The organism is Snodgrassella sp. (genome assembly GCF_024103505.1).
Lineage (GTDB): Bacteria > Pseudomonadota > Gammaproteobacteria > Burkholderiales > Neisseriaceae > Snodgrassella > Snodgrassella communis.
Window position 1 is genome coordinate 377,361 of the sequence record NZ_JAGGIJ010000001.1, and the last position, 20,568, is coordinate 397,928.

Here is a 20,568-nt window from a genome sequence, read left to right on the forward strand (position 1 = left end):
TGAATAAGGAGTACGACCATCGCTCAAGAACGCGAAGCACGCATCAACGGTGAAATCACCATTAAAGAAGTGCGTTTGATTGGACCAACTGGCGAACAGTTGGGTGTAGTATCTACTCAGCAGGCCATGAAACTGGCCGAAGAGCATGATGTGGATCTGGTAGAAATCGCTCCTACCGCCAAGCCACCCGTCTGCAAATTAATGGATTTCGGTAAATTCAAATACGAACAATCCAAAAAACGCGACGAACAGCGCAAAAAGCAGAAACAGGTGCAAGTTAAGGAAATTAAATTTCGCCCTGGCACTGACGAAGGTGATTATCAGATCAAAATGCGTAACATCACCCGCTTTTTAGCTGACGGTGATAAAGTAAAAGTCACCTTAAGGTTCCGCGGACGTGAAATGGCTCACCAGCATCTAGGCGCAGAACTACTCAAGCGTATTCAGGCTGATTTAATAGAAATTGGTACCGTTGAGCAGTTCCCCAAAATGGAAGGTCGCCAGATGGTAATGATTATTGCCCCGAAAAAGAAATAATCATTATCCGAATTCAGCTATGTTACCAAAACCTCATTTTACCTAGATAAAATGAGGTTTTTCATATACTAGCCTATCAATATCTTACCCGGTTCACAAAGTATTAATAACAGATAATGACTGCCATATTGTCTTACCGGCTCATGTATATTATAATCCGTTCCCTTATGCATCGCCGCTGTGCATAAATCAATATTCAGGCGGCAAAAACCGTGGTGTGTGGGTTAAAGTGCTGTCTACAGCCACCCCTCGCCTGATCAAACAACAATGGAGTTTTCCCATGCCGAAAATGAAATCCAAATCAAGCGCGAAAAAACGCTTCAAAGTATTGGGTAACGGTGGTGTAAAACGCGCTCACGCGTTCAAACGTCACATTCTGACGAAAAAAACCACCAAAAATAAACGTCAATTGCGTGGCACCTCACTGGTGAACGAACGCGATATGGCTTCTATCCACAAAATGTTACCCTACGCTTAAGGAGTTTGAACTATGCCTCGCGTAAAACGTGGTGTTACCGCTCGTGCCCGTCACAAAAAAGTTTTAGCGTTAGCTAAAGGCTATCGCGGTCGTCGTAAAAACGTCTATCGTATTGCCAAACAGGCTGTAATGAAAGCCGGTCAGTATGCTTACCGTGACCGTCGTCAACGCAAACGTCAATTCCGTCAACTGTGGATTGTACGTATTAATGCAGCAGCACGCCAAAACGGCTTATCTTATAGCAAATTCATGAATGGCCTGAAAAAAGCTGCTATCGTAATTGATCGCAAAGTCTTGGCGGATCTGGCTGTTTTCGATCAAGCCGCATTTGCCCAACTGGCAGCACAGGCAAAAGCAGCATTAGCCTGATAGACTGATTTTGAAAAAAAAAGGAAACTTCGGTTTCCTTTTTTTGTATTCCTGCCTGATTAAACAACCCAATCATTGTCAAAATCATCGTTTAGCATTGTTGATTACATGAATTTCGCGTTAAAATAACCTTTTAGCACATATTTTATTATAGCGTGTTATATTGCCCATTTTGTCCATTTCAGGCTCGGTATTGATAAAAATTCCAGCACAATCAACAGCAAGGCAAAGAGCATACAAACACACCTTCGTTTTATTTTTTAAGTAAAGAATCTCGTTATGGAAAACGCCAACCGCATCGTTGCCGAAGGCATCGCTGCTGTTAACTCAGCCATTGACTTACCTGCATTAGAATTAGTAAAAGCTCGCTACCTAGGCAAAACTGGTGAACTTAATGCCTTATTAAAAACATTAGGAAAAATGACACCAGAAGAACGCAAAACTACAGGTGCTCATATTAATGAATGCAAAAATCAGTTTCAGGCTGCATATAACCAGCAACGCGAAGCCTTAAATGAAGCAAAACTCCAACAACAACTTGCAGCCGAAGCACTGGACGTTACCTTACCCGGACGCGGGCAAAATCTGGGTGGCTTGCACCCAGTTACACTAACCTTACAACGCATTGTTGAACTGTTTCACAGCATGGGTTTTACCGTAGCAGACGGGCCGGAAATAGAAGACGATTTTCACAACTTTCAAGCCTTAAACATCCCACCTAATCATCCGGCACGAGCCATGCAGGATACCTTCTATGTAGAAAATGGTAACGTATTGCGTACCCATACCTCGCCCATTCAGATTCGTTACATGCTCGACAAAAAAGAACCGCCAATCCGCATTATTGCTCCCGGCCGTGTATACAGAGTCGATTCAGACGCAACCCACTCGCCCATGTTCCATCAAGCAGAAGGCTTATGGATTGAAGAAGGCGTAACCATGGCCGATCTGAAAGCTGTATTTACCGATTTTATCCGTCGTTTCTTTGAGCGCGATGACTTACAAGTACGTTTCCGCCCTTCATTCTTTCCCTTTACCGAACCCTCAGCAGAAATTGACATAATGGGCGAACGTGGCTGGCTCGAAGTAGGCGGCTGCGGCATGGTACATCCCAACGTACTGAAAAATGTCAACATAGATGCTGAAAAATACACAGGTTTTGCTTTTGGTATCGGTTTAGATCGTTTTGCCATGCTCCGCTACGGTATCAACGATTTACGCCTGTTTTTCGATAACGACCTAAACTTCCTGAAACAGTTTCAGGATTAAAATTAATTGTTATTTAAACAGAAGACAATTAAAGAGCAGGAACAAAACCATGACATCAAGCCCAGCCCCAGCATATTTTGTTTCTGATTTTAGCTTTAATATCGAAGCCATAAACAACCTGATACCTACTACTGATGAATTTTTCAGATTGTGAACAGTGCCTAAGACTGAATAACAACCGAAACAGACTCATCAGCAAATAACATTAATCCCAAAAGTGAATACCCAACGTCCAAACTGATTAAATAATCGTGTAACACATGGATTACTGGCATAGCCACCACACTTTTGGATTAAACCGCAACAGAATACATACTGGAAGCATCATGCAATTTTCTCAAAATTGGTTATATTCGTGGGTTAATCCTGAATTATCGGCCGAACAACTGGCTCACTTACTGACAATGGCCGGATTGGAAGTAGAAGAAACCAGTCTGGCCGCGCCTGAATTTAGCGGCGTAGTCATTGCCGAAGTTAAATCCGTAATTAAACATCCCGATGCAGACCGGCTCAACATCACCCAGGTTGACGCAGGCACAGGTGAACTAATACAAATCGTTTGCGGTGCCCCCAATGTACAGCCTGGTATCAAAGTACCTTGCGCCTTACCTGGCGCCATCTTGCCGGGTAATTTCAAAATCAAACCCACCAAAATGCGCGGTCAGGTATCCAATGGAATGCTTTGCTCTGCCAAAGAACTGGGACTGCCAGATGAAGTAAACGGCCTGCTGATTTTGCCGGCCAATGCACCAATTGGTAATAATATTCGTGATTATCTGGATTTAAATGATAATCTGCTAACCCTGAAAATCACCCCAAACCGCGCAGATTGCCTGAGCATAAAAGGCATAGCACGTGAGGTAGGTGCCCTAACCCAGACAGCACTACATCCGATAGAAATTACCCCAAATCAGCCAACAATCAATACCAGCCAACCAGTTAGCATCAATGCTCCGGAAGACTGTGGCCGCTTTCTTAGCCGGGTAATGCGCGGAGTCAATGCAGATGCCACCACACCCACATGGTTAAAACAACGGCTGGAACGCAGTGGCCTGCGTAGTATTAATGCATTGGTTGATATCGGTAACTATGTCATGCTTGAGCTGGGACAGCCAATGCACATATTTGATGCAGACAAAATCACCGGTAACCTAACTGTTCGCCATGCCCATGAAGGTGAGACCCTGGTCTGCCTGAATGACAAAACAGTTACCTTAAACAGTAATACACTGGTGATTGCCGACGAAAAACAAGTATTAAGCATCGCTGGATTAATGGGCGGTGCCACCAGCTCAGTTACGAATGATACACAGAATATCGTTATCGAGAGCGCCTGGTTTACACCAGATAGCATTGCTGGTAAAGCTCGTCAATATGGCTTTGGTTCCGACTCATCTTTCCGTTTTGAACGAGGCGTAGATTTCAATTTACAGCAACAGGCCATAGAACGCGCAACCACTCTAATAAAAGAAATCTGCGGGGGCGACATTGGCGTAATCACCGAAGCAACAGGTATCTTGCCGACCACAAAACAAGTAAAAGTACGTACAACAAGAGTGGCAAAAGTACTTGGCGTTGCCATTGCTGAAACAGACATTGGCATTATCCTGCAACATTTAGGACTTAATCCCCAATCTTGTGATGATGGTTTTATAGTTACTTCGCCCAGCTTCCGTTTTGATATCGAAATTGAAGCTGACCTGATTGAAGAAATTGGCCGCGTCTATGGCTATGAAAATATTCCGGACGACCACACCAATGGCAAACTGAATATGGTGGCCTTACCAGAAACACAAAAACCACTTTTCAGCATTTATCATCAATTAGCCAACAGCGGTTATCAGGAAGTAATCAGCTACGCATTTGTAGAAGAAGCATGGGAACATGATCTTGCAGGCAACACCAACCCGATTCGCTTGCAAAATCCGATAGCCAGCCAGCTCAGCGTTATGCGTTCTACCTTGTTTGGTGGGCTAATAGAAATACTGCATAACAATCTTAATCGGAAACAAAACCGAGTAAGATTATTTGAAGTAGCGCGCGTATTTAACAAACAGGTAGAAAAATACACTCAGACCAAAAAAATTGCCGGTCTGGCTTATGGTTCAGTTCTGCCTGAACAGTGGGCTGTAACAACACGAAATGTTGATTTTTATGATGTCAAAAACGATATTGCTGGCTTATTAAGCGCACATAGAATTGATTATCGTGCCGCACAGCATCCTGCCCTACACCCCGGCAGAACAGCAGAAATCATAATTGATAACAAAGTAGTTGGTGTTATTGGCGAACTGCATCCACGCTGGACCCAAAAATATGATTTACCCCAGTCACCCATTTTATTCGAACTGGATTTAAACGCTGTATTAACACAAGCCAGAATTACCTATCAGCCAGTATCCAAATTCCAGCCGGTACGGCGTGATCTGGCATTTATCGTAGCGGAGCAAACTACCGCCGAACAGTTAATCACCACCTTAGCCACAGTAACCCATCCAACAATTCAAGAAATATCAATATTCGATGTTTATCGCGGAAAAGGTATGGCTGAAAATACCAAGAGTATAGCCATAAAAGTTATACTGCAAAGCACAGAACAAACACTAACCGATGAAGAAGTTGAAGAAATAATGAAAAAATTCATTGATATAGCAGGTACAATTGGTGCACAATTACGCACTTAAAATCATCGCTGTACACGCTACTTTGATGTGAATTTACACACTTGAAAACACTTACTAATTTGGGGATAATTACATCCTCTTTAATGAAAGAAATTTAGATATGACGCTGACAAAAGCTGAACTTGCAGATATTCTGGTAGAAAAAGTTGCAGGCATGAGCAAACATGATGCCAAAGAAATTGTAGAAATGTTTTTTGAAGAAATTCGCAGCACGCTGGAACAAGGAGAACAAATCAAAATCTCCGGTTTTGGTAACTTCCAGCTGCGCGACAAACCACAGCGCCCGGGGCGTAACCCTAAAACCGGCGAAGAAGTACCTATTTCAGCCAGACGTGTTGTTACATTCCACGCATCACAAAAATTGAAAGGCATGGTTGATCACTATAATGGAAAACAAGCATAAGCAGCTGTTACCCATTCCAGCACAGCGGTACTTCACCCTTGACGAATTATGCCGTCTTGCTGACATCAGTGCTGAACAGTTTTCTGTCTGGCAGCAAATACACGGGGTAGTTGTTGGCTATGGCGGCCAGCATTATACTCGTGCTGATGTAATTAAAATTCGACAATTGCGCAATAGCTTTAAACCATATATTGATCCATTTACACGCAATCAGGTGGATGCTGACGGTAATCCGGCCATAGATGCCACGGAGGTTCGGCAGCAAATTGAGAAAGTAGTGGATAACCTGAATAGCGTACTTGCCAAGTAATACGATTATACTTATAATCGCTTTCCTTACGAAGTCGGAGTGTGGCGCAGTCTGGTAGCGCACTTGCATGGGGTGCAAGGGGTCGAAGGTTCGAATCCTTTCACTCCGACCAAAATAAAAATACAGCCGTTTTGGCTGTATTTTTTTGCCTGTAAATTATGCAAATATTCAAAATCGAATTTTTATCAAGCATAAATAAAAACCGAAATTACCTGATGGCTCGCCAATATACTAACTGTGAGTGGTAGCCGTACTTAATATTTTCGTCAACGCCCCAGCAACAATTATAATTAAACAATTACACGCTATATATTAACTCGTATATTGCTGCAACTGTTTCAATATCTTGCGACTAATTATGCCTTCTGGCAGACGAAAATCAAGAAGCATGCGGGTAAGACGGATTGCTTCTGAATGCCATTGTGGCTGAGCAGCCAGTGTCAGTGAAGTTAAGGCATTAAGGGTATGACCATGGACGATAATGCCGTTTTCTTGTGCAGACAGCTCTGCCTGCATTAATAAAACTGGTGCATGTTCGGCGCGTAACCAGTAACGTTCATAATCAATAATTGCCCGCCCCTGATTATCCTGACTGATATCAGGTGCCACACCCAAAGCGCGTAGTAATGACCATTCAAAATACCGCAATGCTGATAAATGTTCACCGCCAGTAATACTTTGTAATGCAGTATGCAACGCGGTATAAACTTGAGGTAAGGGGTCTTCGCGGGCAGTCAGTTTCAGCACCAATTCATTGACATACAGGGCACTGAATAGAGCCTGATCCTGTGGCTGCCGCCAGCCGCCTACCCACTCAGCACGATGCAAGGTTTTCAGTTCATTATTGCCATACCAAGATAACTGTAAGGGCACAAACGGAACAAGCACACCACGTAACTCACTTTGCCGGCGCCGGGCACTGCGAGCCAGCATCACTACTCTGCCATAATCACGAGAAAATATTTCAATTTGCAGGCTACTTTCACTCCACGGGCGGGATGTAAGTAAAAAGGCGGCTTGATGATTAATACGGTTCGCAGACATGACCAGTTTTTACATCGGATAGACAAGTGATTAATTATAGCCTGATACGGCATGACAATTGACCCTGTATGGGAAAAAGCGGATAATTAATGTAATAACAGATACTTTATTTTAGGCAGCCGGCTGCAATATAGCAGGCTGCCTAAAAATATTCAAAACTATCAGGAAAGTTTGCACACTCATGAAAGCACCTGAATTATTATTGCCTGCTGGCGGACTGGAACGGATGCGTGCCGCATTTGACTACGGCGCTGACGCTGTTTATGCAGGTACACCACGTTATTCATTGCGTGCTCGCAATAATGAATTTGCTCATCTGCCCATATTGGAACAGGGAATTACTGAAGCACATGCTCGTGGCAAAAAATTTTTTCTGGCCAGCAATATTCTGCCACACAATGCGAAACTGAAAACATATCTGGCGGATATGGAACCAATTATTGCCATGCGGCCAGATGCACTGATTATGGCTGATCCCGGGCTGATTATGAAAGTGCGTGAAAAATGGCCGGAAGTACCGATACATCTGTCTGTTCAGGCCAATACCACTAATGCATGGGGAGTGCAGTTCTGGCAAAGTATCGGTATTGAGCGGATTATTCTGTCGCGAGAGCTGAGTATTAATGAGATTGCTGAAATTCGTCAGCAATGCCCAGATATCGAGTTGGAAGTATTTGTTCACGGTGCTTTATGCATTGCCTATTCCGGCCGCTGTCTGCTTTCCGGTTATTTTAACCACCGCGACCCTAATCAGGGTACATGTACCAATGCCTGCCGCTGGGATTATAAGGTACATAATACGATGGATAGCGACAATGGTGATGCGCAGCTATTGCGTGATTTTGATTTTAAACAGGCGCAAAGTCTGGCTGAAGATACCTTGTTAGGTCTGAATGAGCAGCAGCGGCATCCGCTGGCAAATAAGGTGTATTTAATTGAGGAAGCAAACCGCCCGGGTGACATGATGCCCATTATGGAAGATGAGCATGGTACCTATATCATGAATTCCAAAGATTTACGTGCGGTAGAACAGGTAGCGAAACTGGCGGAAATCGGTGTGGATTCACTGAAGGTGGAAGGTCGAACCAAATCCGTATACTATGTTGCCCGTGCGGCACAAGTGTACCGCCGTGCCATTGATGATGCGATTGCTGGTAAACCTTTTGATTATGCGCTGCTGGCTGAACTTGAAGGCTTGGCTAATCGCGGTTACACCACTGGCTTTCTGGAACGTCATCAGACTCAGGAATATCAGAATTATCTGTCGGGTCATTCTTTATCAAAACAAAGCCAGTATGTTGGCAAGGTAACAGCTATAGATGCTGATGGCTGGGCAACAATTGAAGTAAAAAATAAATTCAGTGTTGGCGACCAGTTGGAAATTATTCACCCCAGCGGTAATCAAATTATCCTGTTGGAAAAAATGACGCGTAAGGGATATCCAGTGGAAGTGGCCGCTGGTAATGGAATTGAAGTACAGATTCCACAGATGCAGGGTAAAGACAATGCGCTGATTGCTCGCATCATTAATCAAACCGCAGCAGCTTAAAAGCAAATTTTAAAACGCCATAGGCTTGTAAGACTATGGCGTTTTTATTGTTTGTGCGATATGGATAAGGAACTATTGCCAGCCGTGTAAATGCTGCCTGATAAGTGGTGCTAATACTTCTACCCATTCATGCTCACTATTCAAGCACGGAATATACTGAAATTGTTTTCCACCATGTGCCAGAAAATCTGCTCTACCGCGAATATTAATTTCTTCCAGTGTTTCTAGACAATCTGTCACAAAACCCGGGCAGACTATATCAAGACTGCTTATTCCGGCCTGTGGTAACTGAACCAGTAAATCCTGTGTACTTGGACCTACCCATGGCGCGTAACCAAAACGGCTTTGGAATGCCTGCCGATATTCACTTTCTTTTAAACCAAGTTCCGCCACGAGCAAACGGGTTGTAGTGGTGCAATGCTCAACATACTCATCCCCGGCCAGATGTTGCGCCTGTGGAATGCCGTGGTAACTCAGTAATAAATATTGCCCTCGCCCATGCTTCTGCCAGTATGTCTGAATATGACTGGCCAGCGTTTGGATATAATTATTGTCTGCATGAAAGCTGGTGATGCTGCGTACCGCCATTTGCACACGCTGCCTGAGCATCACCCGCCAAACCTGATCAAGTGCAGCACCACTACTGGAACTTGCATACTGCGGATATAGCGGCAACACCAGCAAATATTGCACACCTTGTTGTTTCATCTCCTGCAAAACATTAGCCACGCTAGGCTGACCATAAGTCATGGCAAAACGAGTAATAACGCCCTTGGGCATGATTTTGGCTAAAGCAGTAGTAAGTGCCTGGGTACCAATCAATAGTGGTGAACCATTATCCTGCCAGATACTGCTGTAAGCATGGGCGCTTTTACGCCCGCGCACAGGCAGAATAATCCCACGCAAAATCATCTGCCATAGAAAACGTGGTAATTCTACCACGCGCTGATCAGATAAAAATTCACGCAGATAAGGGCGTACAGCCTGAGCTGTGGGTGCTGTAGGTGTACCCAGATTCAGTAACAGAACGCCTATAGCCGTTTTCGGTGTTTCTGGTTCGGAAAGAAATAATTTCGACATAATTTTGCAGCAACTGATTATCAGGAAAATCCCGCACCAGTATAGCCGATATCATTTACTTCATATTATTTATATCCTTTTTTTCTGCATAATGTATTTGTAAATATTAATATTTCAAAAGCAGCCTGCATTGGCGTAAGTTACGCTAATAACTTAGAAATCGCTGTATTTTACTGCCAAACCAGTCAATTTTTATTCTTGCCAAAGCGCCTGAAAAGCCTTAACTATTTTTTCCGGTTCAGCCGCCTCTGAAACTGCCCGTACCACAGCCAACGAGCTTACACCTGTCGCCAGAACTTCGCTGGCGTTACTCAAATCAATTCCGCCAATCGCTACTGTAGGCATACTACCGGCCTGTGAAACGTATTGTCTGAGCTTGTCCAGACCCAGCGGTTGGCTAGGCATAGTTTTGGTTTTAGTGGGGAAAATTGCGCCACAAGCTACATAACTTGGACTTACAGCCAGTGCTTTTGCCAACTCTTCAGAAGAATGAGTGCTCACGCCTAGCCGTAAACCGGCACTCTGAATCATGACCAAATCAGCACTTTCCAAGTCCTCCTGTCCCAGATGCACGCCATAGGCACCACAGTCTACAGCCTCCCACCAGAAATCATTGATAAATAATTGCGTAGGGGAATCTTTTGCATAAGCTACACTGCGCTCAATTTCACGGTACAATGCTGAACCAATCGCGGTTTTATTACGTAGCTGTACCGTATTGGCACCTGCATCCACCATTCGTGCTACCCAATCGGCAGAAGGAACAACTGCGTAAAATTTCAGTGGCGCAACTATAGGTAAAAATGAATTTGAATACATAATTTACTCCTATTGAAATAAAAATCTTTATAATGACAGTTTTTCACGCAGCACTGCATTCGTCATATAGCGATTGCATGTGTCTGTTCTGAATCCTCCACTTTATAAATACATTATGGCCTCAGACACTTCATCTGTTCGCTCGCCCCTGATTATGCGGGTTAATTACACTTTCGCAGCATTGTTAATTGGCACCATTGCCTACTTTATTTACTGGGGGCTAGGTTATACCAATCATCACTCACCACTGTTATTCATCATTGCCACTCTGTTTGGTGCTTTCATGGCATTCAATATCGGTGGCAATGACGTTGCCAACTCCTTTGGTACCAGTGTAGGAGCAGGAACACTTACAATACCACAGGCACTGGGCATAGCTGCCGTTTTTGAGGTATCCGGAGCAGTAATAGCCGGTGGTGAAGTGACCAAAACCATTCGTCACGGTATTATAGACCTTGGTGCCATGCATTTGACACCATCACAATGTATAAATGTCATGCTGGCAGCATTGCTGGCTGCGGCAATCTGGCTGCTGATAGCCTCAAAAAAGGGACTGCCAGTCTCAACAACCCATTCTCTGATTGGTGGTCTGATTGGTGGTGGGCTGTGTCTGGGCTATCTCGTTACCGGTAACAGCAATGCATTTGATTTAATCCAGTGGAACAAAATGGGTGAAATTGGCCTGTCATGGGTGATTTCTCCAGTGCTAGGGGGAGCATTGTCATTTATTCTTTTCAGCCTGATAAAAAAACATGTACTCGATTACAACGACCGCATGAATACTGCTTTGAAAGAAATCAAGCAGGAAAAAAAAGCTTATAAAGAAAAACACAAAGTTTGGTTTGAACAACTAAGCGAAACAGAAAAAATCACTATTTCATCTGCAATTGCCCGTGATGCTGAAAACTACAGTGATCCTGATTACAGTGTTGATGAGCTGGAGTCAGATTATTATAAAGGGCTGGCTGATATTGAAAGCCGCAAAAACAGTATTGATGCTTTCAAAGCACTGCATAACTGGGTACCTTTAATTTCTGCCAGTGGTGGCATGATGATTACCGCTATGTTGCTATTTAAAGGATTAACCAATCTGCACCTTGGTTTGTCTGTGGTTACCAATTTTCTTTTAATCATTATGATTGGCGCACTCATCTGGATGGCCACATTCATCTATGCCAAAACATTAAAACGTAAGGATTTGAGCAAGTCGACCTTTCTGATGTTCAGTTGGATGCAGGTATTTACAGCTGCCGGTTTTGCATTCAGTCATGGTGCCAATGATATTTCTAATGCAGTAGGACCTTTCGCAGCCATTATGGATATTATTCGTACCGGTGATACAGGCATGGATACTAACGCCCCGATTCCGGCACCAGTGATGATAACTTTTGGTGTTGCCTTGATTGTAGGCTTGTGGTTTATCGGCAAAGAAGTTATTCAGACTGTAGGTACCAATTTAGCCAAAATGCACCCAGCATCTGGTTTCACGGCTGAGCTGTCCTCAGCCGCCATTGTGATGCTGGCTACACTAATGGGCTTACCGGTATCCAGTACACATATTCTGGTTGGTGCCGTTTTGGGTATTGGTCTGGTTAACCACAATGCCAACTGGAAATTGATGAAACCGATAGCACTGGCCTGGATAATTACCCTGCCATCTGCTGCCCTACTTTCTGTGCTGATTTTTCTCGGACTCAATTCATTTTTCTGAACCCACATCTGAACGGACACGCCGGATAGACAGCTTCTATCCGGTTTTTCATGTCTTTCAGTGGTATGAATGTTTTATTTTGCCAATGACAAACCGACAACAATTAGCATAATCGCCCTGATTATGTTTGTAACTATTTAGTAATAAGCTGAAATAAATCGCCTTTTAATGAGGCAAAACAGTCATATCTTATGACTAACAGCTAATCGCCTGATTAAATTAATCCTTTTTAACTCACTTACCCGCTATTTGCCCTTAAGTCTTTTACGTTAAAATAATCACTTTGGTAACGCACGCGTACATATCGGTTACTGCCATGAATAATCTGCTCAAAAAATTTTATATTGACCCGTTTTTACTGGCGATGCTAACCGTTGTGGGCACAGCCACTATTCTGCCCTGTCAGGGTATCGCAAAAACATTTTTCAGCTATCTGACCACCCTCGCGATTGCATTGCTTTTTTTTATGCACGGTGCCAAACTGTCTCGCCAGGCTATTACGGAAGGCATCAGGCACTGGCGACTGCATCTGGTGGTATTTTGCAGTACATTTATATTATTTCCACTAATCGGATTAGGCTTACAGATTCTGGTACCACACTGGATTTCTCCCGAACTTTATCTAGGTTTCCTGTATTTATGCGCACTGCCGGCTACGGTGCAATCTGCAATTGCATTTACCTCCGTGGCCGGAGGCAATGTAGCCGCAGCAGTGTGCAGTGCTTCAGCCTCAAGCATTCTTGGCGTGTTTCTCTCGCCAATACTGGTTGGTTTGATGATGCCAACCAGTGGCAATAGCGTTGATACTACCGCAGCAATTGAATCCATTCTGTTACAGCTGATGCTGCCTTTTGTCGCAGGCCATTTGGCACGGCCACTGCTTGCAAACTGGATCCATAAACATAAAGTATGGATAAACCGTACTGACCGTAGTTCAATTCTATTGGTGGTGTATGTTGCTTTCAGTGATGCCGTAGTTGAGGGTTTATGGCATAAGGTTAACTTGGGAACAATTGGTATGATTGTTATGCTAAGCCTGTTGATGCTTTTTTTAGTCCTCAGCATTAATACGTTAGTTGCACGTTTGCTAGGCTTCAATCGCGCTGATGAAATTACTATTGTTTTTTGTGGTTCCAAAAAAAGTCTGGCCAATGGTGTTCCTATGGCCAATGTTCTGTTTCCAGCCAGTATAGTAGGAATTATGCTGTTACCACTGATGATTTTTCATCAGTTGCAACTCATGATATGCGCGGTACTGGCACAACGTTATGCACGTCTAAACGAAACTGCACAGTAACAAGATAAGCAGCTAATCCGAGTTGGCAAAATTTTCTATTTTCACCAATAGAATACTCAAAAATTTATTAATGCATTTAGAAATCAGCCAAAACGAACTACCCAGATAAACACAGTAGCGCTTCTCTATTAAAAGCAGATGAATTTATTTTTATAAAATATTTGTAAAATCAATGCATTAAACTGGTGCCAGTAATAGGGATCGAACCTACGACCTTCGCGTTACGAGTGCGCTGCTCTACCAACTGAGCTATACTGGCTTTACATTGTGCTTAATCCAGTTTATGCGCATTATAGCATAATTGCTACTTGTTCACCATGATTGACAAAATGATCTAAACTTTCACAATAATAATAAGTTTATTTAAAAACAATATTTTATTAGAAAGTTAGTTTCACCAATTTCGATAAAACGAATCAAAGTAACATTATCAATTATTCGAAACACCCACCCTGCCCCGAAAAATATAATCTTAGCCAAACTGATATCTGGTCAGCCAAATTATTAATCTTTCGATTAACCAGAAAAAATCATAAAAATACAATTGTTTTCAGCTATAGGCAAAGTTGAAGATAAAATATTCAGCCATCTGCGCACAAAGCGCAAAAACTACTATTAACGATGTCTTTTCTTAAAATTATTCATCACTTGTGCCAGATTATGCTTCAATATATCTTCTACGGCCACAGGCACTTCTGCCAGTAATTCTCGCTGCAAAGTGGATACTAATCCGGCAGTATGCTTCTGTACGGCAACACGTACCATCCCTGACAATACATCGGCCAGATGAGGACGTAATTTCTCGCTTAATTGCTGCAATAATGCCTGCTCAGAAATACAGGTCACTGCCTTGTTGGCCATTCCGCGTGGTTCGATTACATGCATGTGTACATGAATAACCGGCTGGCCATTTTCTGCTGTATCAGTCTGCCCATCATCTGCAACATCTTTCTGGCTGTTTTCAGTTGGTAAAACAGTAGATTGGTTGCCTTTTAATTGAATGGTGCAGCTAGAAGACGAAGTTTCGTCAATAGGAGCACTTTGTAAACAGCTTTGTGCAGCCAGCCAGTCTTCCTGAATCAATAAAGCAGTATCATTTAAAGCAGATTCCTGTTGCTCAGCTTCCCGAATACTTTGCTGCTGCCATTGCTGCAAATAAGCACGATAAGCCCGTTCCCGCTGTACCGGATCGAGTAAAAACTCATTATTGGGTTGAGACGGTTTATTATTTCTGGAACTCGGAGTTGTATAGGCCGTGCGGTCGGCTACGCTATCCATTGGCTTAGGCGATATATTTAAGCCATGTTCCTGCCTTCTGGCTTGACGAGCGACTACTGATGGCTTAACGATTTTCGTTTCCTCATGGCGAGCCGGCTTGCCATCTAGCTTTTTTTTATTCTGGCGCAACCGTTCAAGATTACGCTCCCATTCGGGCATTGTATCTGTCCTCGTTGTTTCTGCACCGGCAGTCGTCCTGGAGACAGTTTGCTGTTTAGGCGGATTATCTTCACTCAGAGTAAAAACAAATTGATTTAGTTGTTCAGTCTGTTTTTTCACCATGCCCTCACTTCTCTTCATCCCGATATATTTTAAACAGATTGCACATGATTCTTCAGTGCACTATATCTTGACAATTATAACAACTTTTATAAGTTAAAATGCTAAAATAATGTATATTTTACCCAATTAATTTAGGATTAAAAGGATGAGCACAATCGAACAGCGTATTGAGTTTCTTGAAGAAAGTAATGAAGCATTAATCATGCAAAACCGGGTTCTGGCTACTGCACTGAAAGGTTTATTGCGGGCGCTGCCGTCTGATATGGCAGAACTGGCTACTGAATCTATTCGTACGGCTTTCGATAATGAAATTGCACAATTGCAGTATGAAGAAAATCCCCAAGTAGAATTGTTTCATGATGCAACTTATGCATTCTTTCATGAGCGCGAACATTAAAATAAAACAGACTGGCCATAATATTATTGTGGCTTTGTTTGACCAGAATTTTCTAGCTCACGCTGATTTTAATAATTACATTTCTGCGTAATTGGGGCCACTACCGCCTTCGGGACAAACCCAGTTAATATTCTGGGTGGGATCCTTGATATCACAAGTTTTGCAGTGCACACAATTCTGGGCATTAATCTGTAACCGAACCTCTCCTGCTTGTTCCACGATTTCATACACACCAGCAGGACAATAACGAATCTCAGGACTGGCATAATCACGATAGTTGACACTAATGGCCAGTTCTGGATTCTGCAACTGTAAATGCACCGGCTGGCTTTCATCATGGCTGATTCCGGCCAGAAAAACGCTGCTCATGCGATCAAAGGTTAATTTTCCATCAGCTTTGGGATAATCAATAGGCTTGCAATCCTGTGCCTTACGTAAAGATGCATGATCAGCACAATGATGCCGAAGTGTCCATGGCATTTTGCCTCTGAACAGATATTCTTCAAGCGCACCATAAGCTAGACCACCAAACAGCCCCCATTTAAATGCTGGCCGCATATTGCGAACTTTATGCAATTCATCATATAACCAGCTATTTTTAAACAGCTCACTATAGCTCACAGCTTCACGGTTACCACCATGATTAGTTTCGTCTGCACTCAATACATCAATTACGGCTTCTGCTGCCAGCATACCTGATTTCATTGCAGCATGAATACCTTTGATACGTGGTACATTGAGAAAACCTGCGGTATCACCTACCAGCACACCACCCGGAAAAGTCAGCTTGGGTAAACTTTGCAGCCCTCCTTCGCTTAGCGCGCGCGCACCATATGCAATACGTCTGCCACCTTCAAGAATCTCGCGAATAGCTGGGTGTGTCTTATAGCGTTGCATTTCAGCAAAAGGTGACAGATAGGGATTGCGATAATCCAGACCCATCACAAATCCCACAGCCACCTTATTATCATTCAGATGATACAGGAATGAGCCGCCATAAGTCTGCTGATCCAGTGGCCAGCCAATTGAATGTATTACTGTGCCGGGTTTAGATTTTTCCGGTTCGATTTCCCATAATTCTTTGATACCGATTCCGTAGGTTTGATTCTGACAATTCCGGTTTAATTCAAACTGCTGTAGCAGAGTTTTAGTAAGCGAACCACGACAGCCCTCGGCAAAAATAGTTTGCTGTGCCAATAGCTCCATGCCCTGCTGATAATTATCACCGGGCTTACCATCGCGGTTCAGCCCCATATCTCCCGTAGCTATACCGCGTACGGAGCCATCAGAATGATATAGTATTTCCACAGCAGCAAAGCCCGGATAAATTTCCACCCCCAGCTCTTCTGCCTGCTGTGCCAACCAGCGACAGAACACACCCAGACTGATAATATAATTGCCGTGATTGTTAAAGCTTGGCGCAATGGGCAGTCGATAAGCTTTTTTCTGGGTAAGAAACAGCAATCGATCTTCTTTGACCGGACAAGATAATGGCGCATCCTTTTCTTGCCAGTTTTCAATTAGCTCTGACAAAGTTCGTGGATCGATAACTGCGCCAGACAAAATATGAGCACCTACTTCAGAACCCTTATCAACAACACACACACTGATGTCACGTTGTTGCCGGGCGGCCAGTTGCTTCAAATGTATGGCAGCAGATAAGCCTGACGGACCAGCGCCAACAATTACAACATCATACTGCATGTTTTCACGTTCTACGGCTTCTGTCATGATAAGCTTCCTGCATTGAATTAATGATAATTAAAAACAACTAGCATCCCCAATATACGTATTGCCGGATATTTTGCATCCTGTAATTATACCGAACAATAGCATCCAGCAGTGCTGCGGACATTAAACACCCTTTAACTAGTTGTATAGATAGACCAACGAATGGCGGAAACAGGATAGATAAAGATAGAGATTAGTAAGCCAGCTGAATAAAAGTCGCAAAAATGGCCGAAATTGCTAGTATAGTGATTTAAAACTAATCAAATGACTGATTCTAAATATATTAACCATAGCTAACAATATTTAAGAAAGAGTTTCTCTAATTATATTTGGATCAACTTAATTCAGCGATAGCTGGTTTGCTATTTCCCATATTGAATTAAACAAATTAAAATATTGAACACCGCATAAAAAATACAGTATTAAAACTGCAAAGATATTGTCGCTAACTACTGATGAACTGTTCGACTGTGTTATTGATAAATATTAGGTTGAATACATTTATCCAATAATAGTATGAGTCAATAAAACCACACCCATGTTTATTTGTTGCAAAAAAACAACTAATATTCACATTACCAATTCTGGCTGACTGGCTTTAAACTGTAAAATTATTTTTGACTATTTCTTTATTTTATTAAACATCATCAATATATTACAAGCAAAATTATACCACCAGCCTGTTATCACACAGGCAAGCCAACGTAAGCTCAAGCAACCTTTTTAGACAGACAACAAACTTTGCCAACCTACTTATTTAACAAAAATGCACGCATGGCTGATTGCATTAGTTTGCAAGGCGGGGCATAATTCGATTTGCACAAGTTATGCGCACTATAGCTATTTGTTGAAGAAATGATATAGTGTGCAAAAACTGGACTTCCATCATTAAAGTAATACTTTTTGATACAGATTAAGGTACATAATCATGAAAAAATCTTTGTTAGCTGCTGCTGCCCTGATGTCTTTGTTCTTGGCTGCTTGTAATAAAGAAGAAGCAGCTCCTGCTGCTTCTACTGCTGCTTCTGAAGTTTCTGCTCCTGCTGTTGCTTCTGAACCAGTAGTTCCAGCTTCAGAACCAGTAGTAGCTCCAACTACTGAAGTTTCTGCTCCTGCTGTTGCTTCTGAAGCCGAAGCTGAAGCCTCTGCTGCAGCTGCTTCTAAATAAGCATATATAAATTCAGAAAAGCCAGACTGAACAGTCTGGCTTTTCTGTTATCTGTTTCTATTATCTAGAATTACAATTTTCCTCTAAAGCTTAACATCATATATACCAGCTGCGTAAACAAGCTGAAAAGCATTAAAGTCTGCCAGCGCCATATGGGTTTTTCCTTATCGGCACTACTCAAAAATAACATTATCATTAATATCCATTGGCTACCAATCCAGAAAATGGGTTGCCAAGCATACATCTGAAGCAAACTTACGAGAAAAGGAATAATCAATGTAGCTTTTTTTATCAGGCACAAAACTAAAGCCAGACAGATAGCCAATGCCCCAAATTGTAACCAGCTACTGTACAACAACACAGTTAAATAAGAGCTATGCTTAAGTTTGCGGCCTTGGTGCATAACGAAACATGACCCCAGCAAAACATACATAGGCACCAGAAACGAATTCACCGTTTTAAAAGGAGCAGCAATCCCCGGCAAAATCGCACTACTTATACTGGCCAGAACCAACCAGACAGTTACTGATGCGGCCAGCCAGCCATGGAGCTCATATTTACAGCATTGCCATACAAACAGTACGGCATATACCACTACTACAACATAGCTTATTAGTGTACCCATCAACGTACCAGTTTCAGTAAACGTGCCAAAACAATAGCCATATTCTCAGCCATAGCTGTTACCCATTCTGTGGCCATATCAGGAGTAAAATGTGCTTCATCTTCGTGGCCAATAACCAGTATTGCAAGCACTTGATCTTTCCAGAGCAGTGGTAACTGTAGGAAACTTTCCAGACGTGGCTGTTCAGGTAATAACTCTAATAAAGCAGCTACGGGTAAAGTACCGCAAACAGGAGCAGTTAATTTTTCAGCAATAGTTTTAATCCTGTCTTCCGCCAGTAAAGTTGCCGGCACACGCACATTTTTCGGTACAGCGGTAACAATTTTCAAAGCATAGTAAGTTAAAGCAAATTCATTTTTCAGACCATCTCGGATTGCACGTTGCCACTGTGTCAAAGTATTCACCGAGAGCAAGCGCTGATCAAATGCCATAAATTTAGTCATCAATGTATGGTTTGCATCAGCATTACCTAGCATCTGAACTAATTGAGAAGCCATTTTTTCGGTTCTACGCTGCATCACCTGCATCTTGCCCTGCTGAAATGACAATATTTTGCTTTCAATCGGACGCAAATTAAATTCAGCAGCATGATCGTACAGCCACTGTGGTTGTGCATGTAAAAAAGCACGCACTTTTGCTTCATCAATACTCATAAATAATCAATCTCCCCCTCAAATACGGTCTGCACCGGGCCTTTCATCCAGACATGAGCATCTGGCTGTTGCTGCCAACTTATCGATAGCAGCCCCCCGGGTAAACTAACCTGTACTGGCTTATCATCAGCCAATACTCCCAGACTGATTCCGGCTACCGCTGCCGCACATGCGCCAGTACCACAAGCTTGTGTTTCCCCAACACCGCGCTCAAAAACACGCAAGCGAATCTGGTGTGGTGACAGTATTTGCATAAATCCCACATTAACCCGCTGTGGAAATTGTCTGTGGTTTTCAATTGCTGCGCCGAGCCGATGTACTGGTGCCCGGTCGATGTCTTCCACAACCATAACGGCGTGCGGATTACCCATATTGATACAGGTCACATCAACCGTATCATTTCCGATAACCAGCTGATGGCTGATACGCTGGGCATCATCTTCATCAATGGCAGCAAACGGAATCTGTTCGGGCGCAAATAATGGCACGCCCATATCCACGGTTACTGTACCATCATCATTTAAATGCGGCACAATCACCCCACCTGCCGTTTCTACCACAATCTGTTGCTTGTTGGTTAAACCTTTATCATAGACAAAGCGGGCAAAACAGCGTGCACCATTACCACACTGTTCTACTTCGGAACCATCAGCATTAAAGATGCGGTAACGAAAATCAGCTTTTGCAGTTTGCGGCGCTTCAATCAAAAGAAGCTGGTCAAATCCTACACCGGTATGCCGTTGTGCCCATGCAGCAATAGGTGCTGTTGTCGAGTCAAATTTCTGGTTGATACCATCAATAACCATGAAATCATTACCCAAACCATGCATTTTGGTAAATTTTAATTTTGTCATAAGCCACTCAGTCTGTCATTACAGCAGGTC

20 protein-coding genes and 2 tRNA genes are annotated in these 20,568 nt (G+C 42.9%); 13 read left to right on the forward strand and 9 right to left on the reverse strand.

What is annotated here, in order from left to right; all coding sequences use genetic code 11:
• Nucleotides 1–18: 18 nt before the first annotated feature.
• The 8 genes from infC to J6578_RS01735 all read left to right on the forward strand — a co-directional run bounded on the left by infC (nt 19) and on the right by J6578_RS01735 (nt 6,162).
• A complete protein-coding gene (infC, locus tag J6578_RS01700) occupies nt 19–537 on the forward strand; it encodes a translation initiation factor IF-3 (RefSeq protein ID WP_080701923.1) in 519 nt (172 codons plus the stop codon).
• A gap of 280 nt (nt 538–817) precedes the next feature.
• Nucleotides 818–1,015 (forward strand): 50S ribosomal protein L35, encoded by a 198-nt coding sequence (gene rpmI / locus J6578_RS01705; protein ID WP_037405875.1) that lies wholly within the window; start codon nt 818–820, stop codon nt 1,013–1,015.
• Between the two features lie 12 nt (nt 1,016–1,027).
• The gene (gene rplT, locus J6578_RS01710) at nt 1,028–1,384 is read left to right on the forward strand and encodes a 50S ribosomal protein L20 (RefSeq protein WP_025330521.1); all 357 of its coding nucleotides are present in this window, start codon (nt 1,028–1,030) and stop codon (nt 1,382–1,384) included.
• Between the two features lie 279 nt (nt 1,385–1,663).
• Nucleotides 1,664–2,653: a phenylalanine--tRNA ligase subunit alpha gene (gene pheS / locus J6578_RS01715; protein ID WP_037405877.1), complete on the forward strand. Its 990-nt coding sequence runs from the start codon at nt 1,664–1,666 to the stop codon at nt 2,651–2,653.
• A gap of 326 nt (nt 2,654–2,979) precedes the next feature.
• Nucleotides 2,980–5,337, forward strand: a complete 2,358-nt coding sequence (pheT, locus tag J6578_RS01720) for a phenylalanine--tRNA ligase subunit beta (RefSeq protein ID WP_287953755.1) — start codon at nt 2,980–2,982, stop codon at nt 5,335–5,337.
• 100 nt (nt 5,338–5,437) lie between these two features.
• The gene (locus J6578_RS01725; protein ID WP_037405883.1) at nt 5,438–5,740 is read left to right on the forward strand and encodes an integration host factor subunit alpha; all 303 of its coding nucleotides are present in this window, start codon (nt 5,438–5,440) and stop codon (nt 5,738–5,740) included.
• Nucleotides 5,724–6,050 carry a hypothetical protein gene (locus J6578_RS01730; RefSeq protein WP_239362106.1) on the forward strand — a complete coding sequence of 109 codons (327 nt, stop codon included), beginning with the start codon at nt 5,724–5,726 and terminating at the stop codon, nt 6,048–6,050. The genes J6578_RS01725 and J6578_RS01730 overlap by 17 nt, the downstream gene beginning before the upstream one ends.
• Before the next feature lie 35 nt (nt 6,051–6,085).
• Nucleotides 6,086–6,162 (forward strand) — tRNA-Pro (locus tag J6578_RS01735).
• A gap of 200 nt (nt 6,163–6,362) precedes the next feature.
• Here the strand turns inward: J6578_RS01735 and recO are convergent.
• On the reverse strand, nt 6,363–7,094 hold the full coding sequence (gene recO, locus J6578_RS01740) for a DNA repair protein RecO (protein ID WP_287953756.1): 732 nt from the start codon (nt 7,092–7,094) through the stop codon (nt 6,363–6,365).
• A gap of 181 nt (nt 7,095–7,275) precedes the next feature.
• Here recO and trhP point away from each other — a divergent pair, with 181 nt between their 5' ends.
• Complete coding sequence (gene trhP, locus J6578_RS01745) at nt 7,276–8,643, forward strand: prephenate-dependent tRNA uridine(34) hydroxylase TrhP (RefSeq protein WP_093093499.1); 1,368 nt, start codon at nt 7,276–7,278, stop codon at nt 8,641–8,643.
• 72 nt (nt 8,644–8,715) lie between these two features.
• Here trhP and hemH read toward each other — a convergent pair whose 3' ends face one another.
• Nucleotides 8,716–9,723, reverse strand: coding sequence for a ferrochelatase (gene hemH / locus J6578_RS01750; RefSeq protein ID WP_093093497.1), 1,008 nt, complete (start codon nt 9,721–9,723; stop codon nt 8,716–8,718).
• Between the two features lie 192 nt (nt 9,724–9,915).
• Nucleotides 9,916–10,542: a thiamine phosphate synthase gene (thiE, locus tag J6578_RS01755; RefSeq protein ID WP_287953757.1), complete on the reverse strand. Its 627-nt coding sequence runs from the start codon at nt 10,540–10,542 to the stop codon at nt 9,916–9,918.
• 115 nt (nt 10,543–10,657) lie between these two features.
• Here thiE and J6578_RS01760 point away from each other — a divergent pair, with 115 nt between their 5' ends.
• Both J6578_RS01760 and J6578_RS01765 read left to right on the forward strand, forming a co-directional pair.
• Nucleotides 10,658–12,253, forward strand: a complete 1,596-nt coding sequence (locus J6578_RS01760; RefSeq protein WP_100120923.1) for an inorganic phosphate transporter — start codon at nt 10,658–10,660, stop codon at nt 12,251–12,253.
• A gap of 316 nt (nt 12,254–12,569) precedes the next feature.
• On the forward strand, nt 12,570–13,550 hold the full coding sequence (locus tag J6578_RS01765; RefSeq protein ID WP_287953758.1) for a bile acid:sodium symporter family protein: 981 nt from the start codon (nt 12,570–12,572) through the stop codon (nt 13,548–13,550).
• 183 nt (nt 13,551–13,733) lie between these two features.
• On the opposite strand, the gene J6578_RS01770 is transcribed toward J6578_RS01765, so the two are convergent.
• Both J6578_RS01770 and J6578_RS01775 read right to left on the reverse strand, forming a co-directional pair.
• Nucleotides 13,734–13,809: transfer RNA gene (locus tag J6578_RS01770), tRNA-Thr, on the reverse strand.
• Between the two features lie 356 nt (nt 13,810–14,165).
• Nucleotides 14,166–15,128: a hypothetical protein gene (locus tag J6578_RS01775; RefSeq protein WP_239427829.1), complete on the reverse strand. Its 963-nt coding sequence runs from the start codon at nt 15,126–15,128 to the stop codon at nt 14,166–14,168.
• A 127-nt stretch (nt 15,129–15,255) separates the two neighbouring features.
• Between J6578_RS01775 and J6578_RS01780 the strand changes: the two genes are divergently transcribed.
• On the forward strand, nt 15,256–15,507 hold the full coding sequence (locus J6578_RS01780) for an NGO1151 family protein (RefSeq protein ID WP_037406612.1): 252 nt from the start codon (nt 15,256–15,258) through the stop codon (nt 15,505–15,507).
• A gap of 75 nt (nt 15,508–15,582) precedes the next feature.
• Here J6578_RS01780 and J6578_RS01785 read toward each other — a convergent pair whose 3' ends face one another.
• On the reverse strand, nt 15,583–17,238 hold the full coding sequence (locus J6578_RS01785; protein WP_287953759.1) for an electron transfer flavoprotein-ubiquinone oxidoreductase: 1,656 nt from the start codon (nt 17,236–17,238) through the stop codon (nt 15,583–15,585).
• A gap of 928 nt (nt 17,239–18,166) precedes the next feature.
• On the opposite strand from J6578_RS01785, the gene J6578_RS01790 reads away from it, so the two are divergent.
• Nucleotides 18,167–18,406: a hypothetical protein gene (locus J6578_RS01790; RefSeq protein WP_093093482.1), complete on the forward strand. Its 240-nt coding sequence runs from the start codon at nt 18,167–18,169 to the stop codon at nt 18,404–18,406.
• A gap of 70 nt (nt 18,407–18,476) precedes the next feature.
• Here the strand turns inward: J6578_RS01790 and J6578_RS01795 are convergent, their stop codons facing one another.
• The 3 genes from J6578_RS01795 to dapF are packed head-to-tail and all read right to left on the reverse strand — an operon-like array spanning nt 18,477 to nt 20,538.
• Complete coding sequence (locus tag J6578_RS01795) at nt 18,477–19,031, reverse strand: hypothetical protein (RefSeq protein ID WP_287952627.1); 555 nt, start codon at nt 19,029–19,031, stop codon at nt 18,477–18,479.
• Nucleotides 19,031–19,684, reverse strand: a complete 654-nt coding sequence (locus tag J6578_RS01800) for a DUF484 family protein (RefSeq protein ID WP_093093478.1) — start codon at nt 19,682–19,684, stop codon at nt 19,031–19,033. The genes J6578_RS01795 and J6578_RS01800 overlap by 1 nt, the downstream gene beginning before the upstream one ends.
• Entirely contained in the window at nt 19,681–20,538 is an 858-nt protein-coding gene (gene dapF / locus J6578_RS01805) for a diaminopimelate epimerase (RefSeq protein WP_287953760.1), read from the reverse strand. The genes J6578_RS01800 and dapF overlap by 4 nt, the downstream gene beginning before the upstream one ends.
• Nucleotides 20,539–20,568: the final 30 nt, after the last annotated feature.